The sequence below is a fragment of the Burkholderia sp. Ed8 genome, assembly GCF_040761425.1.
In the GTDB taxonomy this organism is placed as follows: Bacteria; Pseudomonadota; Gammaproteobacteria; order Burkholderiales; family Burkholderiaceae; genus Burkholderia; species Burkholderia seminalis.
Window position 1 is genome coordinate 972059 of sequence record NZ_CP142889.1, and the last position, 19357, is coordinate 991415.

General features: G+C 68.2%; 14 protein-coding genes. 12 read left to right on the top strand and 2 right to left on the bottom strand.

Translation table 11 applies throughout. The annotated features are described in order from the left end of the window. The first annotated feature begins 233 nt into the window (after window positions 1-233). Window positions 234-1739, top strand: coding sequence for an aldehyde dehydrogenase (locus VXM69_RS38590; protein WP_367190551.1), 1506 nt, complete (start codon window positions 234-236; stop codon window positions 1737-1739). An 80-nt stretch (window positions 1740-1819) separates the two neighbouring features. Continuing rightward, complete coding sequence (locus VXM69_RS38595) at window positions 1820-3211, top strand: aspartate aminotransferase family protein (RefSeq protein WP_034190676.1); 1392 nt, start codon at window positions 1820-1822, stop codon at window positions 3209-3211. Window positions 3212-3318: 107 nt separating this feature from the next. Here the strand turns inward: VXM69_RS38595 and VXM69_RS38600 are convergent, their stop codons facing one another. Then, window positions 3319-4323 (bottom strand): AraC family transcriptional regulator, encoded by a 1005-nt coding sequence (locus VXM69_RS38600; protein ID WP_049029564.1) that lies wholly within the window; start codon window positions 4321-4323, stop codon window positions 3319-3321. Between the two features lie 145 nt (window positions 4324-4468). Between VXM69_RS38600 and VXM69_RS38605 the strand changes: the two genes are divergently transcribed. From VXM69_RS38605 to VXM69_RS38615, 3 genes are read left to right on the top strand one after another with little or no spacing between them, the layout of a single operon-like run. Continuing rightward, window positions 4469-6136 carry an acyl-CoA synthetase gene (locus VXM69_RS38605; RefSeq protein WP_034190691.1) on the top strand — a complete coding sequence of 556 codons (1668 nt, stop codon included), beginning with the start codon at window positions 4469-4471 and terminating at the stop codon, window positions 6134-6136. Window positions 6137-6149: 13 nt separating this feature from the next. Then, window positions 6150-6917, top strand: a complete 768-nt coding sequence (locus VXM69_RS38610; RefSeq protein WP_034190674.1) for a 3-hydroxyacyl-CoA dehydrogenase — start codon at window positions 6150-6152, stop codon at window positions 6915-6917. 18 nt (window positions 6918-6935) lie between these two features. Then, window positions 6936-8126 carry an acetyl-CoA C-acetyltransferase gene (locus VXM69_RS38615; RefSeq protein ID WP_034190673.1) on the top strand — a complete coding sequence of 397 codons (1191 nt, stop codon included), beginning with the start codon at window positions 6936-6938 and terminating at the stop codon, window positions 8124-8126. An 81-nt stretch (window positions 8127-8207) separates the two neighbouring features. Here the strand turns inward: VXM69_RS38615 and VXM69_RS38620 are convergent, their stop codons facing one another. After that, complete coding sequence (locus tag VXM69_RS38620) at window positions 8208-8906, bottom strand: TetR/AcrR family transcriptional regulator (protein WP_034190672.1); 699 nt, start codon at window positions 8904-8906, stop codon at window positions 8208-8210. 319 nt (window positions 8907-9225) lie between these two features. On the opposite strand from VXM69_RS38620, the gene VXM69_RS38625 reads away from it, so the two are divergent. The 7 genes from VXM69_RS38625 to deoA all read left to right on the top strand — a co-directional run bounded on the left by VXM69_RS38625 (window position 9226) and on the right by deoA (window position 19342). Continuing rightward, on the top strand, window positions 9226-10506 hold the full coding sequence (locus tag VXM69_RS38625; protein ID WP_034190671.1) for a Zn-dependent hydrolase: 1281 nt from the start codon (window positions 9226-9228) through the stop codon (window positions 10504-10506). Between the two features lie 127 nt (window positions 10507-10633). Next, window positions 10634-11971 carry an NAD(P)-dependent oxidoreductase gene (locus tag VXM69_RS38630; protein ID WP_367190552.1) on the top strand — a complete coding sequence of 446 codons (1338 nt, stop codon included), beginning with the start codon at window positions 10634-10636 and terminating at the stop codon, window positions 11969-11971. A gap of 54 nt (window positions 11972-12025) precedes the next feature. After that, window positions 12026-13336 (top strand): NAD-dependent dihydropyrimidine dehydrogenase subunit PreA, encoded by a 1311-nt coding sequence (gene preA, locus VXM69_RS38635; protein ID WP_034190669.1) that lies wholly within the window; start codon window positions 12026-12028, stop codon window positions 13334-13336. A gap of 101 nt (window positions 13337-13437) precedes the next feature. Further along, on the top strand, window positions 13438-14946 hold the full coding sequence (locus tag VXM69_RS38640; RefSeq protein ID WP_367190553.1) for an NCS1 family nucleobase:cation symporter-1: 1509 nt from the start codon (window positions 13438-13440) through the stop codon (window positions 14944-14946). Between the two features lie 52 nt (window positions 14947-14998). Next, window positions 14999-16456, top strand: a complete 1458-nt coding sequence (gene hydA / locus VXM69_RS38645; RefSeq protein WP_367190554.1) for a dihydropyrimidinase — start codon at window positions 14999-15001, stop codon at window positions 16454-16456. Between the two features lie 255 nt (window positions 16457-16711). Next, on the top strand, window positions 16712-17986 hold the full coding sequence (locus VXM69_RS38650) for a NupC/NupG family nucleoside CNT transporter (protein WP_034190666.1): 1275 nt from the start codon (window positions 16712-16714) through the stop codon (window positions 17984-17986). A gap of 39 nt (window positions 17987-18025) precedes the next feature. Beyond that, complete coding sequence (deoA, locus tag VXM69_RS38655; protein WP_069707038.1) at window positions 18026-19342, top strand: thymidine phosphorylase; 1317 nt, start codon at window positions 18026-18028, stop codon at window positions 19340-19342. Window positions 19343-19357: the final 15 nt, after the last annotated feature.

The window sequence follows — 19357 nt, forward strand, 5'->3', positions numbered from 1 at the left end:
CGCGGCAGGAAAACCCCGCTGCACGACGATCGAATGGATAGAAATAACCTCGTCAGTGAGAAGAAAAACTGTTCTTTCAAATTTCCTTTTGATCACCGACAGTTGGCCGACCGGACGACTGCCGCGATGCACGGCGGTCATGGGCCGAGGTCGTGGCCGCCAACGTCCGTCGTCGGGTCGAAGCCGGGCGGAGCACTCCACACAAGCGCCGGGTCGTCACAACGGAGCCTTGAATGAACCCAACTTCAACAGAAAGCCGTCAGCACGCGGACTGGAGACGTCTCGCGGCGCAGGTCGTCCCGAGAACGCTCGCGCATATCGGCGGGCGCGGCGTGCCGGCCCGCAGCGGGCGGACGTTCGCCGCGATCAATCCGGCGACCGAGGCCGTCATTGCGGAAGTCGCGTCGTGCGACGCGCCGGACGTCGACGATGCGGTGCGCGCCGCGCGCCGCGCGTTCGAATCCGGCGTCTGGTCGCGCTGCGCGCCGGCCGAGCGCAAGCGCGTGCTGTGCCGGCTCGGCGAGCTCATCGCCGCGCATGGCGAAGAGCTCGCGCTGCTCGATTCGCTCAACATGGGCAAGCGCGTCGCGGACGCGTTCGGCATCGACGTGCCGGCCGCGGGCGGCCTGTTCGGTTGGTATGGCGAAGCCGTCGACAAGCTGCACGGCGAAGTCGCGTCGGCCGATCCCGGTAACCTCGCGGTCGTCACGCGCGAACCGCTGGGCGTGGTCGGCGCGGTCGTGCCGTGGAATTTTCCGCTCGACATGGTCGCGTGGAAGGTGGCGCCGGCGCTTGCCGCCGGCAACAGCGTCGTGCTGAAGCCGGCGGAACAGTCGCCGCTGTCCGCGCTGCGTGTCGCGGAGCTGGCGCTCGAGGCCGGCCTGCCGCCCGGCGTGCTGAACGTCGTGCCGGGTGACGGCGAGACCGCGGGGCGCGCGCTCGGACTGCATCCCGACGTCGACGTACTCGCGTTCACGGGATCGACGGCCGTCGGCAAGAAATTCCTCGAGTACGCCGCGCAGTCGAACATGAAGCAGGTGTGGCTCGAATGCGGCGGCAAGAGCCCGAACCTCGTCTTCGACGATGCGGACGATCTCGATCTCGCCGCACGCAAGGCGTGCTTCGGCATCTTCTTCAACCAGGGCGAAGTGTGTTCCGCGAACTCGCGGCTGCTGGTCCAGCGCTCGATCCTCGATGCGTTCGTCGACCGGCTGATTGCGCATGCCGCTGCATTCATGCCGGGCGATCCGCTCGATCCGTCGAGCGGGATGGGCGCGATCGTCGACGAGCAGCAGCATCGGCGCGTGCGTGAATGGATCGCGCGCGGCCGCGACAGCGCGACGCTCGCGATCGGCGGCGGCGCACCGCGTGTCGACGGCAAGGGCTACTTCATCGAACCGACGATCTTCATCGACGTGCAGCCGGACGACGCGATCGCGCGCGAGGAAATCTTCGGACCGGTGCTGTCGGTGATGGCGTTCGACACCGAGGACGAGGCCGTGCGGCTCGCGAACGATTCGATCTATGGGCTCGCCGCGTCGGTGTGGACCGGCAGCCTGTCGCGCGCGCATCGCGTATCGGGCCGGCTGCGGGCCGGCACGGTGTCCGTCAACACGGTCGATGCGCTGAGCGCGCAGACGCCGTTCGGCGGGTTCCGCCAGTCGGGCTTCGGCCGCGATCTGTCGCTGCACGCGATCGACAAGTACACGGGCCTGAAGACGACCTGGATCAGCTACTGATTCGGCCCGGCGGGCCGCCAATGGCCGCGCCGGGCGGCACGACCGCGCTTTTATCCCTACAACGCACCGGAGACTTGCCCATGAATGCCCCCCACTTTCCGCATCGTACGACCCAGGACTATCAACGCAGCGACGCCGCGCATCACCTGCATGCATTCGTCGACCAGAAGGCGCTGAACGAGGAGGGCGCGCGCGTGATGGTGCGCGGCGAAGGTGTATATCTATGGGACAACGACGGCAACCGCTATCTGGACGGCATGTCCGGGCTGTGGTGCACCAACGTCGGTTATGGCCGCCCGGAGCTGGTCGACGCCGCCGCGCGGCAGATGAAGGCGCTGTCGTACTACAACATGTTCTTTCATACGACGCACCCGTCGGTGATCGAACTGTCGGAGCGGCTGTTCGCGCTGCTCGGCAATCGCTTCAGCCATGTGGTGTATACCAATTCGGGTTCCGAATCGAATGAGGTACTGATCCGCACGGTACGGCGCTTCTGGGACGTGATGGGCCAGCCGGCGAAGAAGGTGCTGATCGGCCGCGTGAACGGTTATCACGGGTCGACGGTCGGCAGCGCGTCGCTGGGCGGCATGGCGTTCATGCATGAAATGGGCGACCTGCCGATTCCGAACGTCACGCACGTCGACGAACCGTACTGGTACGCGAACGGCGGCGACCTGAGCCCCGAGGCATTCGGCAGGCAGGCGGCGCTGTCGCTCGAGCGCAAGATCCTCGAGATCGGTGCGGACCGCGTCGCCGCCTTCGTCGCGGAGCCGTTCCAGGGGGCGGGCGGGATGATTTTCCCGCCGGACGGCTACTGGCAGGAGATCGAACGCATCTGCCGCCAGTATGACGTGCTGCTTTGCGCGGATGAAGTGATCGGCGGCTTCGGCCGTACCGGCGAGTGGTTCGCGCATCGTCACTTCGGCTTCGAACCCGACCTGATCTGCATGGCCAAGGGGTTGACGTCGGGTTATGTGCCGATGGGCGGCCTGATCATGAGCCGGCGCGTCGGCGATGCGCTGGTCGACAAGGGTGGCGTCTATGCGCACGGGCTGACGTATTCGGGGCACCCGGTCGCGGCCGCCGTCGCGCTGGCGAACCTCGACGTGCTCGAGCGCGAGGGCCTCGTCGAGCGGACGAGGACGGATACGGGCCCGTACCTGCAGAAGGCGCTGCGCGACGCATTCGACGGTCACCCGCTCGTCGGCGAGATTCAGGGCGTGGGCGCGGTCGGTGCGATCCAGTTCGCGAAGGACAAGGCGACGCGCGAGCGCTTCGAGAACGAGGCCGACCTGACCTGGCACAGCCGGACGGTCGGTTTCGAACTCGGTGCGATCGTGCGATCGACCAACGGCCGCCTGATCGTTGCGCCGCCGCTGGTGATCGATCATGCGCAGATCGACGAACTGGTCGGCACGATGCGCAAGGCGGTCGATGCGACCGCACGCGAAGTGCTCGGGATCGACTGCTGACCGGTCGAGCGGCGCGCTTTCGTCCGGCGACTGACTGCTCCGCGGCGCCGGTGCCAGCGTGAGGTGACAACCCGAATGTTCGAAGCGCACCGCGTGCGCTTCGCGCGTCAAGGCTCCGCTTTTGCCGCATGCACGTCGCGGCGAAACGCGCCGGGGCTCGTGCCCGTCCACTTGCGGAACGCGCGATGGAACGCGCTCGGCTCGGTGAAGCCGAGCTCGGCCGCGATCTCCGCGACGCTGAGCGCGTGAGCGCGCAGCAGCGACTGGGCCAGCGCGCCGCGCAGCTCGTCCTTGATCGCAGCGAAGCTCTGCCCTTCGCTGCGCAGGCGCCGCCGCAGCGTCGCCGGCGTCGTGCCGAGGCGCACGGCCAGCGCGTCGAAGTCGGGCCACTCGGCGGCCGGCAGCGCTTTCAGGTGCGCGCGCGTTTTCGCGACCCAGCCGGTGTCGTGCCGGTAGCGAACCAGCAGGTTGCCGGGCGCGCCGCGGAGGAAGGTTTTCAGTGCCTGCTCGGAACGGATCGTCGGCAGCGCGAGATACGCGGCGTTGAACGCGAGCCGGCTGTCGGGCCGGTCGAAATGCACGGGGACGCCGAAGAACTGGTGATAGTCGCTGCGCTGGTCGGGGCTTGGGCACGCGAAATCGATCCGTTGCAGCGGAATGCGCCGGCCGGTCAGCCAGCACGCGACGCCGAGCAGGATCAGCCAGAACGTGCGGTAGGCGAACGCCGGATAGGGTGCGCCCGTCTGCGTCAGCACGATTTGCGCCTGCCCGCCGGCCACGACGAGTTCGCCGTGCGGTTCGTCGAGCACCACGCGAAGGAACTGCAGCGCGCGGCGCAGCGCCTGCTCGAGCGTGCCGGCGTGCAGCACCGCGTGGCACAGCAGCGTGAAGCTGCCTCGTCGCATCGGGCGCGCGGCGAGGCCGAAGAATTCGTCGTCGAGCGTGCCGGCGATCGCCAGCCACAGCCGGCCGTACTGTTGCGGCGTGACGGGCTCGCGCACGGCGGCCGGGAGGCCGGCGGCGTGCAGTACCGGTTCCGTCGGCAGGCCTTGCCGGCGCAGGCACGCGAGCGCATCGTCGACGAAATCCGGCGAAATCATCTGCGGCCCCATTTTTCTGCGTCCTCCCGACATGGCAAAAGCGATCCCGATTCTAGATTCTGTTTGTCATTGAATGCAATGTGCGGGCTGTCTACTATCGATGTATGCCCCGTCGCGCTCCTGGCTCGACGGCGGCCATAACGTACAGGAGACACGCATGCCTGATGGAGCGACCGCCCGGGCGGTGCCGGCCTACGCCGACGCCGTGGCCCGGTTCAGAATCGAGACCGCCGCCGCGCAGCTGCACGGCGATTTGGAGCGCGGCATGAACGCGTGCGTCGAGTGCTGCGACCGGCACGCGACGGCGGACGCGGTCGCACTCGACTGGATCGACATCGGCGGGCGGCACCACCGCTTCACGTTCGCGCAGATGCAGGCGTGGTCGGCGCGGGTCGCGAACCTGCTCGTCGCGCAGGGCGTGAAGCCGGGCGACGTGGTGGCCGGCCTGCTGCCGCGCACGCCCGAGCTCGTCGCGACGATCCTCGGCACGTGGCGCGCGGGGGCCGTCTATCAGCCGCTGTTCACCGCATTCGGCCCGAAGGCGATCGAACACCGGCTGCGCATGAGCGATGCACGCGTCGTCGTGACCAACGTCGCGAATCGCGCGAAGCTCGACGAGATCGACGATTGCCCGCCGGTCGCGACGGTGCGCGAACCGGGCGACACGCTGCCCGAGCGCGACATCGATTTCCGCGCGGCGCTCGATGCGCAGCCCGATACGTTCGAACCCGTGCCGCGCAAGGGCACGGACCTGTTCATGATGATGTCGACGTCGGGGACGACGGGCTTGCCGAAGGGCGTGCCGGTGCCGCTTTACGCGTTGCTCGCGTTCGGCGCCTACATGCGCGAAGCGGTCGATCTGCGCGCAGGCGACCGATTCTGGAACATCGCCGATCCGGGCTGGGCGTACGGCCTCTATTACGCGATCACGGGCCCGCTCGTGCTCGGCCATGCGACGACGCTCTACGAAGGCAGCTTCACGGTCGAGAGCACGTACGACGTGATCGAACGGCTCGGCATCACGAGCCTGGCCGGCTCGCCGACCGCGTACCGGATGCTGATGGCTGCCGGGCCGGAAGCGGCGGCGCGCGTGAAAGGCAAGCTGCGCGTGGTCAGCAGCGCGGGCGAGCCGCTGAATCCGGAGGTCGTGCGCTGGTTCGACGCGGCGCTCGGCGCGCCGATTTACGATCACTACGGCCAGACCGAGCTCGGGATGGTCGTGAACAACCATCACGGTCTCGCGCACGTGGTGCATGTCGGTTCCGCCGGCCTGGCGATGCCGGGCTACCGTGTCGCGGTACTCGACGAAGCGGGCCGCGAGCTTGGCCCCGGCGAACCGGGCAACCTCGCGATCGACATCGCGCGCTCGCCGCTGCTGTGGTTCCGCGGCTATTGGCGGCAGGACACGCCGGCGATCGCGGGCGGCTATTACCGGACCGGCGACAACGTCGAGCTGGAGCCGGACGGCACCGTGAGCTTCATCGGCCGCGCGGACGACGTGATCACGTCGTCCGGCTACCGGATCGGCCCGTTCGACGTGGAAAGCGCGCTGATCGAGCATAAGGCCGTCAGCGAAGCCGCGGTGATCGGCGTGCCCGATCCGGAGCGTACGGAGATCGTGAAGGCGTTCGTCGTGCTGTCGAAGGGCTTCGACGGCACGCCGGAACTGGCCGAGGAATTGAGCCTGCACGTGAAGCGGCGGCTGTCCGCTCACGCGTATCCGCGCGCGATCGACTTCGTCGGCGCGCTGCCGAAAACCCCGAGCGGCAAGATCCAGCGCTTCGTGCTGCGCAAGATGGAAGCCGAGAAGGCCGCTCAACCCTGAATACGGACTGCGAATGAATATCAAGGATCGCGTTTTTCTGATTACGGGCGCCGGCTCGGGCCTGGGCGCCGCGGTGGCGCGCATGGTCGTCGGGGCCGGCGGCAAGGCCGTGCTGCTGGACGTCAATGACGATGCCGGGACGAACCTCGCGCACGAACTCGGGGCGGCCGCCCGCTTCGTGAAGACTGACGTGACGAACGAAGCCGACGGCCAGGCGGCCGTCGCCGCCGCGCGCGACGCGTTCGGCCGCATCGACGCGCTGGTCAACTGCGCGGGCGTCGCGCCGGGCGAGAAGGTCGTCGGCCGCGACGGTCCGCACTCGCTCGACCGTTTCGTCCGTGCGGTGTCGATCAATCTGGTCGGCACGTTCAACATGATCCGGCTGGCCGCCGAAGCGATGTCGAAGCAGGACGCCGATGCGGAAGGCGAGCGTGGCGTGATCGTCAACACCGCATCGGTCGCGGCGTTCGACGGGCAGATCGGGCAGGCGGCGTATGCTGCATCGAAAAGCGGCGTGGTGGGCATGACGCTGCCGATCGCGCGTGAACTCGCGCGCTTCGGCATCCGCGTCGTGACGGTCGCGCCGGGCATCTTCGCGACGCCGATGATGGCCGGCATGCCGCAGGACGTGCAGGACGCGCTCGGCAAGAGCGTGCCGTTCCCGCCGCGGCTCGGCCGCCCGGAAGAATTTGCGGCGCTGGTGCGCCACATCGCCGAGAACACGATGCTGAACGGCGAAGTCATCCGTCTCGATGGCGCGTTGCGCATGGCACCGCGCTGACACTGGAGGAAGCGAATCATGACGACTCAGGATCCGATCGTAATCGTTGGCACGGCGCGTACGCCGATGGGTGGTTTTCAGGGCGACCTGGCGGGGGCCAGTGCGAGCGACCTCGGCGCGGTCGCGATTCGCGCGGCGCTCGAGCGCGCGAACGTGCCGGCCGAACGCATCGACGAAATCGTGTTCGGCTGCGTGCTGCCGGCCGGCCAGGGCCAGGCGCCGGCACGACAGGCCGCGCTGAAGGCCGGGCTGCCGCTCGGCGCAGGCGCGACCACCGTCAACAAGATGTGCGGTTCGGGGATGAAGGCCGCGATGTTCGCGCATGATCTGCTGCTGGCCGGTTCGGCGGCGGTGGCCGTCGCGGGCGGGATGGAGAGCATGACGAATGCGCCGTACCTGCTGCCGAAGGCGCGCGCCGGGATGCGCATGGGCCACGGTCAGGTGCTCGATCACATGTTCCTCGACGGGCTCGAGGACGCGTACGAGAAGGGTCGCCTGATGGGCACGTTCGCCGAGGATTGCGCGCAGGCGTACCAGTTCACGCGGGAGGCGCAGGATGCGTTCGCGATCGCGTCGCTCACGCGTGCGCAGCGCGCGATCGCGGAGGGGCGTTTCGTATCGGAGATCGCACCGGTGACCGTGAAGGCCGGCAAGACGGAAAGCGTCGTGTCGATCGACGAGCAGCCGGGCAAGGCAAAGCTCGACAAGATCCCGACGCTGAAGCCCGCGTTCCGCGAAGGCGGCACGGTGACGGCCGCGAACGCGTCGTCGATCTCGGACGGTGCGGCCGCGCTCGTGATGATGCGCCGCTCGGAAGCCGAACGTCTCGGCCTCACGCCGAAGGCCGTGATCGTCGGGCATTCGACGTTTGCGGACAAGCCCGGCCTGTTCGCGACCGCGCCGATCGGCGCGCTGCGCAGGCTGTCGGAGAAAACCGGCTGGAACCTGCGCGACGTCGACCTGTTCGAGATCAACGAAGCGTTCGCGGTGGTGCCGATGGCCGCGATGCGCGACCTCGACCTGCCGCACGAGAAGGTCAACGTGCATGGCGGCGCGTGCGCGCTCGGGCATCCGATCGGCGCATCGGGTGCGCGCGTGATGGTGACGCTGCTGGCCGCGCTCGACACGTATGGGCTCAAGCGCGGCGTCGCATCGCTGTGCATCGGCGGGGGCGAGGCGACGGCGATCGCGATCGAACGGGTCGCGTAACGCATCGCGGAATACGCACGCTGCAACGCGGGCGACGGGTCTGGCGCGGGGTGAACCTGCGCGTGACCCGTCGCCCGATTTTCATTCGGGAGAACTTGCCTTCGGCGACACCGCGCCGCACGCACGAATCACGAGCTGCACGACCTGCTCGGTCTTCTCGTCGAACGCCTTCTGCGTGAACGCGCGCTTGCCGCTCAGCGCGCGGATCTGCGCGTCGAAATCCGCGTAGTGCTGGGTGGTCGCCCAGATCAGGTACATCAGCGCATGCGGGTCGATCGGCGCGAGCAACCCGCGCGCGATCCAGCCGTCGATCACGTTCACGCGGGTGTCGAACCACGGCTTCACGCGTTCCGACAGGATGTCCTGCATGTGCTCCGCGCCCTGGATGATCTCGTTGGCCCACACCTTCGAGCCGAGCGGGCGCCGCCGCGACAGCGCCATCTTCGCGCGCACGTAGCCGCCGATCGCTTCCACCGGATCGTCGCTGGCCTCGAACGAACCGGCCGCGCGATGCCATTCCTCGAACAGGTCGTCGAGCACGCGGCGGTACAGCGCGAGCTTCGTCGGGAAGTAGTAATGCAGGTTCGCTTTCGGCAAGCCGGCGCGTTCCGCGATCGTCGCGGTGCTCGCGCCGTCGAACCCACGTTCGGCGAACACGGCCTCCGCACAGGCGAGCAGATGCGCTTCGTTGGATTCGCGGATGTGTGCCTTGCGTCGCCGCAAAGGCGCGGACGTCTCGTCGCTGTCGGTGGCTTCGGCTGCGGCCTCGTCATGTCTCATCGTTACCCTCGCGCGGCGGGCGTGCCGCGTTGGGCTTCATTCTAGCCGCTGATCCGCGTCGAACGCACGCATGCGGACAGCGCGTCCGCCGCGATGCTGCGTTGCGATGGCACGTTTCTCGCTCTGTCCATTCCCGCAAGAAAGAGATTGCTTTGGTGATTTTGATCGTCTAAAACCTGTCCAATCGGACAGGATTTGACGGGTTTCGCACACGACACAAGCATGCACCGCTGATGGGCGCGCATGCCCCGAAACCGGCATGACGCGCACCGGCACAGACCGGGCTGACGACATCACCGACCCCACAGGAGCGATACGAATGAATGCGGTATCGGAAACAGTGAAGCGGGCAGCGTTCGACACGTCGATCAAGGTCGACGGGAAGCGGTTGTGGGAGAGCCTGATGGAGGTCGCGAAGATCGGCGCAACGCCGAAAGGCGGCGTGTGCCGCCTCGCGCTGACCGATCTCGACAAGGCCGGCCGCGACCTGATCGTCGGCTGGGCGAAGGCCGCCGGCTGCACGGTGACGGTCGATACGATGGGCAACGTGTTCATGCGCCGCGCGGGCCGCGTGGCCGACGCGGCGCCGGTCGTCACGGGCTCGCACGCGGATTCGCAGCCGACCGGCGGCCGCTTCGACGGCATCTACGGCGTGCTCGGCGGCCTCGAGGTGATTCGCAGTCTCAACGATCACGGGATCGAGACCGAGCATCCGGTCGAGGTCGTGATCTGGACCAACGAGGAAGGCTCGCGTTTCGCGCCCGCGATGGTCGCGTCCGGCGTGTTCGCGGGCGTTTTTTCGCTCGAGTACGGGCTGTCGCGCAAGGACGTGGACGGCAAGACGATCGGCGAGGAACTGGCGCGCATCGGCTACGCGGGCGACGTGCCGTGCGGCGGGCGCAAGCTGCACGCGGCGTTCGAACTGCATATCGAACAGGGACCGATTCTCGAAGCGGAATGCAAGACGATCGGCGTCGTGACCGATGCGCAGGGGCAGCGCTGGTACGAGATCACGTTCACCGGCCAGGAAGCGCACGCGGGGCCCACGCCGATGCCGCGCCGCCGCGATGCGCTGCTCGGTGCGTCGCGCGTCGTCGATCTCGTCAACCGGATCGGCCTCGATCACGCGCCGTTCGGCTGCGCGACGGTCGGCATGATGCAGGTCCACCCGAACTCGCGCAACGTGATTCCGGGCCGCGTGTTCTTCACCGTCGACTTCCGGCATCCGGACGACGCGGTGCTTGCAAAAATGGATGCGGCGCTGCGCGACGGTGTCGCGCGCATCGCGGCCGACATCGGGCTCGACACGGCGCTCGAGCAGATTTTCTACTACAAGCCGGTTGCGTTCGATGCCGCCTGCGTCGAGGCCGTGCGCGGCGCGGCCGATCGCTTCGGCTACTCGCATCGCGACATCGTATCGGGTGCCGGACACGACGCATGTTATCTGGCGCAGGTCGCGCCGACCTCGATGGTGTTCGTGCCGTGTGTCGACGGCATCAGCCACAACGAGATCGAGGACGCGACACCCGCATGGATCGAGGCCGGCGCGAACGTGCTGCTGCACGCGATGCTGTCGCGCGCCTGCGAGCCGGTTTCATGACGCATCGACCGTAGCAGCCGGCAGGCTGCGTATCGCCTGATTGCAGGATGCCTCAGCATGACCGCCCCGACTGTGCGTTCGCAGCCGGCGGGGACGGCTTTGTCTCCACTCAGTCGAAGGAACGCGTATGACCACCAAGCCAACCGGCGATATCGCCGCGCATCGCCTGTCGTCCACGCAACTCTCGTGCGAATTCGCCGATATCGCGCCGCTGCTCGATCCGACTGCCGCGGCGGCCGCCGCGAGCCGCTGCCACTACTGCTACGACGCGCCGTGCGTGCAGGCCTGCCCGACGCAGATCGACATCCCGAGCTTCATCCGCAAGATCGGCAACGGCAACCTGAAGGGCGCCGCGACCGACATCCTGTCCGCGAATCCGCTTGGCGGGATGTGCGCGCGCGTTTGCCCGACCGAGATCCTGTGCGAAGGCGCGTGCGTGCGGAATCACCAGGATGCGCAGCCGGTTGCGATCGGCGCGCTGCAGCGGCACGCGACCGACTGGGCGATGGCGACCGGCGCGGTGCAGTTCCGGCGCGCGCCCGACACGGGCCGCCATGTCGCGGTGGTCGGCGCGGGGCCGGCCGGGCTCGCGTGCGCGCACCGGCTCGCGCTCGCCGGGCATCGCGTCACGTTGTTCGACGCGCGCCCGAAGGCCGGCGGCCTCAACGAATACGGGATCGCCGCGTACAAGACCGTCGACGATTTCGCGCAGCGCGAAGTCGAGTGGCTGCTGTCGGTCGGCGGCATCACGCTGGCAACGGGCGTCGCGCTCGGCCGCGACGTGACGCTCGACGCGCTGCGCGAGCAGCACGATGCGGTGTTCCTTGCGATGGGTCTGGGCGGTGTGCGGGCCCTCGCGATCGACGGCGAGCAACTGGGCGGCGTGATGAACGCGGTCGACTTCATCGAGCAGGTGCGGCAGGCCGACGGGCTCGAGAACGTGCCGGTCGGGCGGCGCGTGGTCGTGATCGGCGGCGGCAATACGGCGATCGATGCGGCGGTGCAGAGCCGCAAGCTCGGCGCCGAGCGCGTGACGATGGTGTATCGGCGCGGCGTCGACGCGATGAGCGCGACGTGGGCCGAGCGCGAATTTGCGCAGAAGAGCGGCGTCACGCTCGTCACGCACGCGAAGCCCGTGCGCATCGCGGGCGCGAACGGGCAGGTGACCGGCGTCGAATTCGAGGCGGCGTCGGGCGAGCGCTTCACCGTCGAGGCGGACATGGTGCTGAAGGCGATCGGGCAGACGCTGGTGCCGGACGGAATCGCGGCCGCGTTGCTGACGGCCGACGGCACGCGCATCGCGGTGGAGGCCGACGGGCGTACGGCGCTGCCCGACGTATGGGCCGGCGGCGACTGCGCGGCGACGGACGGCATCGACCTCACGGTGCAGGCGGTGCAGGACGGCAAGCGCGCGGCCGCCTCGATCGATGCGGCGCTGGCGGCGCGCGACGCGAAGGCGGCCTGAACGCGCGACGGATCCAGGCATACCGATCACGACACCATTCTTCTGGAGCCGACCATGGCCGACCTTCGCTGCACCATCGCAGGCATCACTTCGCCGAATCCGTTCTGGCTGGCGTCCGCGCCGCCGACCGACAAGGCCTACAACGTCAACCGCGCCTTCGAGGCGGGCTGGGGCGGCGTCGTCTGGAAGACGCTCGGGCTCGATCCGCACGTCGTCAACGTCAGTTCGCGCTACGGCGCCGTGCAGTGGAACGGCCAGCGCATCGCGGGGCTGAACAACATCGAGCTGATCACCGACCGTCCGCTCGACGTGAACCTGAGAGAGATCGCGCAGGTGAAGCGCGACTGGCCGGACCGCGCGCTGATCGTGTCGCTGATGGTGCCGTGCAACGAACGCGACTGGAAATGGATCCTGCCGCTCGTCGAGGATACCGGGGCCGATGCGGTCGAACTCAACTTCGGCTGTCCGCACGGGATGAGCGAGCGCGGCATGGGCGCGGCCGTCGGGCAGGTGCCCGAATACGTCGAGATGGTCACGCGCTGGGTGAAGGAAGGCACGAAGCTGCCGTGCCTCGTGAAGCTCACGCCGAACATCAGCGATATCCGGATGGGGTCGCGCGCCGCGTACAAGGGCGGCGCGGACGGCGTGTCGCTGATCAACACGATCAACTCGATCGTCGCGGTCGACCTCGATCAGATGGCGCCGATGCCGACGGTCGACGGCAAGGGCACGCATGGCGGCTATTGCGGGCCGGCCGTGAAGCCGATCGCACTGAACATGGTGGCCGAGATCGCACGCGACCCCGAAACGCCGAACCTGCCGATCTCGGGCATCGGCGGCATCTCGTCATGGCGCGACGCGGCCGAGTTCATGGTGCTCGGCGCCGGCAGCGTGCAGGTGTGCACCGCGGCGATGCATTACGGATTCCGGATCGTGTCGGATCTCGCCGACGGGCTGTCGAACTGGATGGACGAGAAGGGCTACGCGACGCTCGACGATATTCGCGGCCGCGCGGTGCCGAACGTGACCGACTGGAAATACCTGAACCTGAAGTACGACATCAAGGCGCGCATCGACCAGGACCGCTGCATCCAGTGCGGGCTGTGCCATATCGCGTGCGAGGACACGTCGCACCAGGCGATCACGGCGACGAAGGACGGCGTGCGGCACTTCGAAGTGGTCGACTCGGAGTGCGTCGGGTGCAATCTTTGCATGCACGTGTGTCCGGTCGAGCAATGCATCACGATGGAGCGTGTCGATTCGGGCGACTACGCGAACTGGACCACGCATCCGAACAATCCGGCGAGTGCCGAAGCCGGTGCGGGCACCGCGGCGCCACCCGAGAAGCATGCGAAGGCGGCCTGACCGGCGTCCGGCGGCGCGCAATGTCCGCGCCGCCGCTTTTCGTGACCCCTGGGCCGGCATCGCACGATGCCGGCGCTGACGTTTTTCGTGGAGTGCGATCGATGACATCCGCAGCGAATCCCGCCGATCCCGACAGCGCCGCGGCGCGGGGCGGCAGCCTGTACAACGACGACCTCGCGCCGACGACGCCGGCGCAGCGCACGTGGAAGTGGTATCACTTCGCGGCGCTGTGGGTCGGGATGGTGATGAACATCGCGTCGTACATGCTCGCGGCCGGGCTGATCCAGGAAGGGATGTCGCCGTGGCAGGCGGTGATGACGGTGCTGCTCGGCAACCTGATCGTGCTCGCGCCGATGCTGCTGATCGGCCATGCGGGCGCGAAGCACGGCATTCCGTACGCGGTGCTCGTGCGCGCGTCGTTCGGCACGCAGGGCGCGAAGCTGCCGGCGCTGTTGCGCGCGATCGTCGCGTGCGGCTGGTACGGCATTCAGACCTGGCTCGGCGGCAGCGCGATCTACACGCTGCTGAACATCCTGACCGGCAACGCACTGCACGGCGCGGCGCTGCCGCTCGTCGGCATCTCGTTCGGGCAGCTCGCGTGCTTCCTCGTGTTCTGGGTGCTGCAGCTGTACTTCATCTGGCACGGGACCGATTCGATCCGCTGGCTCGAGAGCTGGTCCGCGCCGATCAAGGTCGCGATGTGCGTGGCGCTCGTGTGGTGGGCGACGTCGAAGGCCGGCGGGTTCGGCTCGATGCTGTCGGCGCCGTCGCAGTTCGCGGCCGGCGGCAAGAAGGCCGGGCTGTTCTGGGCGACGTTCTGGCCGGGCCTGACGGCGATGGTCGGCTTCTGGGCGACGCTCGCGCTGAATATCCCCGATTTCACGCGCTTCGCGCAGTCGCAGCGCGACCAGATGATCGGGCAGTCGATCGGGCTGCCGCTGCCGATGGCGCTGCTGTCGGTGGTGTCGGTCGTCGTGACGTCGGCGACCGTCGTGATCTACGGCAACGCGATCTGGGATCCGATCGACCTGACGAGCCGCATGACGGGTATCGGCGTCGGCATCGCGCTCGTGATCCTCACGCTCGACACGATGTGCTGCAACCTCGCCGCGAATCTCGTCGGCCCGGCGTACGACTTCTCGAGCCTGTGGCCGAAGGCGATCTCGTACCGTGCCGGCGGGATGATCACCGCGACGATCGCGATCGTGATGATGCCGTGGAAGATCCTCGCGACGACAGACGGCTACATCTTCACCTGGCTCGTCGGGTACTCGGCGCTGCTCGGGCCGGTCGCCGGCATCATGATGGTCGACTACTTCCTGATCCGCGGCACGCAGCTCGATACGCGCGCGCTGTTCGACGAACGCGGCGGCTTCAGCTACGCGCGCGGCTGGAACCCGGCCGCGCTCGCCGCGCTCGCGGTCGGCGTGCTGCCGAACCTGCCCGGCTTCCTGCATACCGCCTTTCCGGCGTCGTTCCCGAACGTGCCGGCGTTCTTCAACACGCTCTACACGTACGCGTGGTTCGTCGGCCTCGTGCTGGCGTCCGGCGTGTACGGCACCTGGATGAAGTGGCGCGCCGGACAGCGCGCGCAGATCGCGAGCGCATGACGCGCGACATGCGTGTCGAGCGGCACCCGACAGTCAACGAGGAGGCAACCCCATGGCAATCCTGATTCGCGGCGGCACCGTGGTCGATGCGGACCGTTCCTATCGCGCGGACGTGCTTTGCGCGGATCCGCAGGACGGCGGCACGATCCTGCAGATCGCCGAGCAGATCGACGCGCCGGCCGGCGCGAGCGTCGTCGACGCGCACGACCAGTACGTGATGCCGGGCGGCATCGATCCGCATACGCACATGGAACTGCCGTTCATGGGCACGACCGCGAGCGACGATTTCTACTCGGGCACGGCCGCCGGGCTGTCGGGCGGCACGACGAGCATCATCGACTTCGTGATCCCGAGCCCGAAGCAGCCGCTGATGGACGCGTTCCGCGAGTGGCGCGGCTGGGCCGAGAAATCGGCGGCCGACTACGGCTTCCACGTGGCCGTGACGTGGTGGGACGAGAGCGTGCACCGCGACATGGGCACGCTCGTGCGCGAGCATGGCGTGTCGAGTTTCAAGCACTTCATGGCGTACAAGAACGCGATCATGGCCGACGACGAGATTCTCGTGAACAGCTTCACGCGTTCGCTCGAACTCGGCGCGCTACCGACCGTGCACGCGGAGAACGGCGAGCTTGTGTTCCGGCTGCAGCAGGCGCTGCTCGCGCGCGGCATGACGGGGCCGGAGGCGCATCCGCTGTCGCGGCCGCCGGAGGTCGAAGGCGAGGCCGCGAACCGCGCGATCCGCATCGCGCAGGTGCTCGGCGTGCCCGTGTACATCGTGCATGTGTCGGCCAAGGACGCGGTCGACGTGATCACGCGCGCGCGCGGCGAAGGGCTGCGCGTGTTCGGCGAAGTGCTGCCGGGCCACCTGGTGATCGACGAAGCCGTCTATCGCGACCCGGACTGGACGCGTGCGGCCGCGCACGTGATGAGCCCGCCGTTCCGCTCGGCCGAGCATCGCGAGGCGCTGTGGCGCGGGCTGCAGTCGGGGCAGCTGCATACGACGGCGACCGATCACTGCGTGTTCTGCGCATCGCAGAAGGCGATGGGCCGCAACGATTTCACGAAGATCCCGAACGGTTGCGGCGGTGTCGAGGATCGCATGTCGGTGCTGTGGCATCACGGCGTGAATCATGGCCGCATCACGCCGAACGAGTTCGTGCGGATCACGTCGACGAACGCCGCGCAGATCTTCAACCTGTATCCGCGCAAGGGCGCGGTGCAGGTCGGCGCCGATGCCGACCTCGTCGTGTGGGATCCGGCCGCGACGAAGACGATCTCGGTGAAGACCCATCACCAGCAGGTCGACTTCAACGTGTTCGAGGGGATGACGGTGCAGGGCGTCGCGACGCACACGCTCACGCGCGGCGCGCTCGCGTGGGCCGACGGCGAGCTGCGCGCGGTGCGCGGCGCGGGCCGCTACCTGCAGCGTCCGCCGGCGGCTGGCTACTACGAGGCCGCGCGGATCGCGAACCGGTTGCGCGAACCGCATCCGGTCGAGCGCGCGGGTTGAACAACGCGTGTCATGCGGGGCATGTCCGTTCGAGCGGAGAGCGGCATGCCCCGCCTGCGTTTTCCGCCAGGTAGATAGAACAACTGATCAAGTCGGATAGATGCGAAACGGGAAACGATCGATGCGGCTGGTCACGGTGATTTTGTCGGCGTTGCAGGCGCGCGTATCGAGCGAGTAACATCCACCCACCCCATGCAGGGGCCGCGAGCCAGGGCCGCTCGCCGGACAGTTCAAATAGTGAGAAAGGAGCACAAGGTGGATATTCTGCGCAGTCTCCTCGGTATGCTGTTCCTGTTGCTGGTTGCCTATCTGCTGTCGAACAATCGTCGGGCGGTGAGCGGCCGGACGATGATCGCCGCGCTGCTCACGCAGTTCGCGATCGGCGCGCTGGTGCTGTTCGTGCCGTCGGGCCGCGCGGCGCTGGCCGGGGCCGCGAACGGCGTCAATCGCGTGCTCGACATGGGCAATCACGGCATCGCGTTCGTGTTCGGCGGGCTGGTCGACGCGCGGATGTTCCAGCTGTTCGGCGACGGCGGATTCGTGTTCGGCTTGCGCGTGCTGCCGATGATCATCTTCGTCACCGCGCTGATCTCGGTGCTGTACTACATCGGCGTGATGAAGTGGATCGTCGCGATCCTCGGCGCGGGGCTCGCGAAAGTGCTCGGCGTGAGCCGCATCGAGGCATGTTCGGCCGTCGCGACGATCTTCCTCGGGCAGAGCGAGATGCCCGCGCTCGTGAAGCCGTTCGTGCGGAACATGACGAGCGCCGAGATCTTCACGGTGATGGCGAGCGGCATGGCGTCGGTCGCGGGCTCGGTGCTGGTCGGCTATGCCGGCCTCGGCGTGAAGATGGAATACCTGCTCGCCGCGTCGTTCATGGCCGTGCCCGGCGGCCTGCTGTTCGGCAAGCTGCTGTTTCCGACCGTCGAGCCGAGCCGCGTCGTGGTCGACGGTCTCGATTTCGACGACAAGCGCGCCGCGAACGTGATCGAGGCCGCGGCATCCGGCGCGTCGGTCGGACTGCGCATCGCGATCAACGTCGGCGCGATGCTGATCGCGTTCGTCGGGCTGATCGCGCTGATGAACCTGATCGTCGGCGGCGCGGCCGCGTTCGCGGGCTTCCCGCAGGTCACGCTGGTGGGCATCATCGGCCACCTGTTCGCGCCGCTGGCGTGGATCATCGGCGTGCCGTGGCACGATGCGACGCTCGCCGGCAACTTCATCGGCGAGAAGCTGATCTTCAACGAGTTCGTCGCGTACGGCGACCTGTCGCCCTACCTGAAGGGCGGCGAGCACGTCGCGGCGGCCGGCCTGCAGGTGCTCGACCCGAAGACGCTCGCGATCGTGTCGTTCGCGCTGTGCGGCTTCGCGAACTTCTCGTCGATCGCGATTCTCGCGGGCGGCTTCAGCGCGGTCGCGCCGGAGCGCCGCTCGGAAGTCGCGCGGTACGGCCTGCGCGCGCTGACGGCGGCCACGCTGTCGAACCTGATGAGCGCCGCGATTGCCGGGCTGTTCTTTTCGCTGCATTGAATCGTGCAGTAGACTCCGACCGTTCGAAGAGAGGCAACGATGTTTCTACCGCAGGAATTCATTCGCAGGAAGCGCGACGGGCAACCGCTCGATCGCGACGGGATTGCCGCGTTCGTGCGCGGCGTGACCGACGGCAGCGTGACCGAGGGCCAGGTGGCCGCGTTCGCGATGGCCGTGTATTTCAACGACCTGAGCACCGAGGAGCGCGTTGCGCTGACGCTCGCGCAGCGCGACTCAGGCGACGTGCTCGACTGGCGCGCGCTCGATCTCGACGGGCCGGTGATCGACAAGCATTCGACCGGCGGCGTCGGCGATGTGGTGTCGCTGATGCTCGGGCCGATGGTGGCCGCGTGCGGCGGCTACGTGCCGATGATCTCCGGGCGCGGGCTCGGCCATACGGGCGGCACGCTCGACAAGCTCAGCGCGATTCCCGGCTACGACGTGATGCCCGCGACGGATGCGTTTCGTCGCACGGTGCGCGAGGTCGGCGTCGCGATCATCGGGCAGACCGCCCGGCTCGCGCCGGCCGACAAGCGCATCTATGCGATTCGCGACGTGACGGCGACCGTCGAGTCGGTCGCGATGATCACCGCGTCGATCCTGTCGAAGAAACTCGCGGCGGGGCTCGACGGGCTCGTGATGGACGTGAAGGTCGGCTCCGGCGCCTTCATGCCGACCGCGGAGAAATCGGCGGAACTGGCGCGCAGCATCGTCGACGTCGGCAACGGCGCCGGCATGAAGACGACCGCGATCCTCACCGACATGAACCAGTCGCTCGCGCCGTGCGCGGGCAATGCGCTCGAAGTCGCCTGCGCGATCGACTACCTGACGGGCAAGTCGCGCCCGGCGCGCCTGCATGACGTCACGATGGCGCTGTCGGCGGAGCTGCTCGTCACGGGCGGGCTGGCGCGCGACGTCGCGGCGGCGCGCGCGAAGCTGCAGGAGGCGCTCGATTCGGGTGCGGCGGCTGAACGCTTCGCGAGAATGGTCGCGGCGCTCGGCGGCCCCGCGGACCTGATCGACGTGCCCGCCCGGCATCTGGCGCGCGCGGCGGTGATCGTGCCGGTTCCCGCGCCGGCGACCGGCGTGGTGCAGCGGGTAGATTGCCGCGGGCTCGGGCTGGCGGTCGTCGCGCTCGGCGGCGGCCGCACGCGCGCGGAGGACGCGATCGACGTCAGCGTCGGACTGACGGCGCTGGCGGAGATCGGGCAGCGCGTCGAGGCCGGCGAGCCGCTCGGCTACGTGCATGCGCGCGACGGCGCGGCCGCTGCACACGCGGTGGACGCGGTGCGGCGCAGCTACGTGCTCGGCGAGACGGGCGAAGCGCCACCCACCCTTTACCAGCAGATCGGCTGACCCCACTCCCGGAGG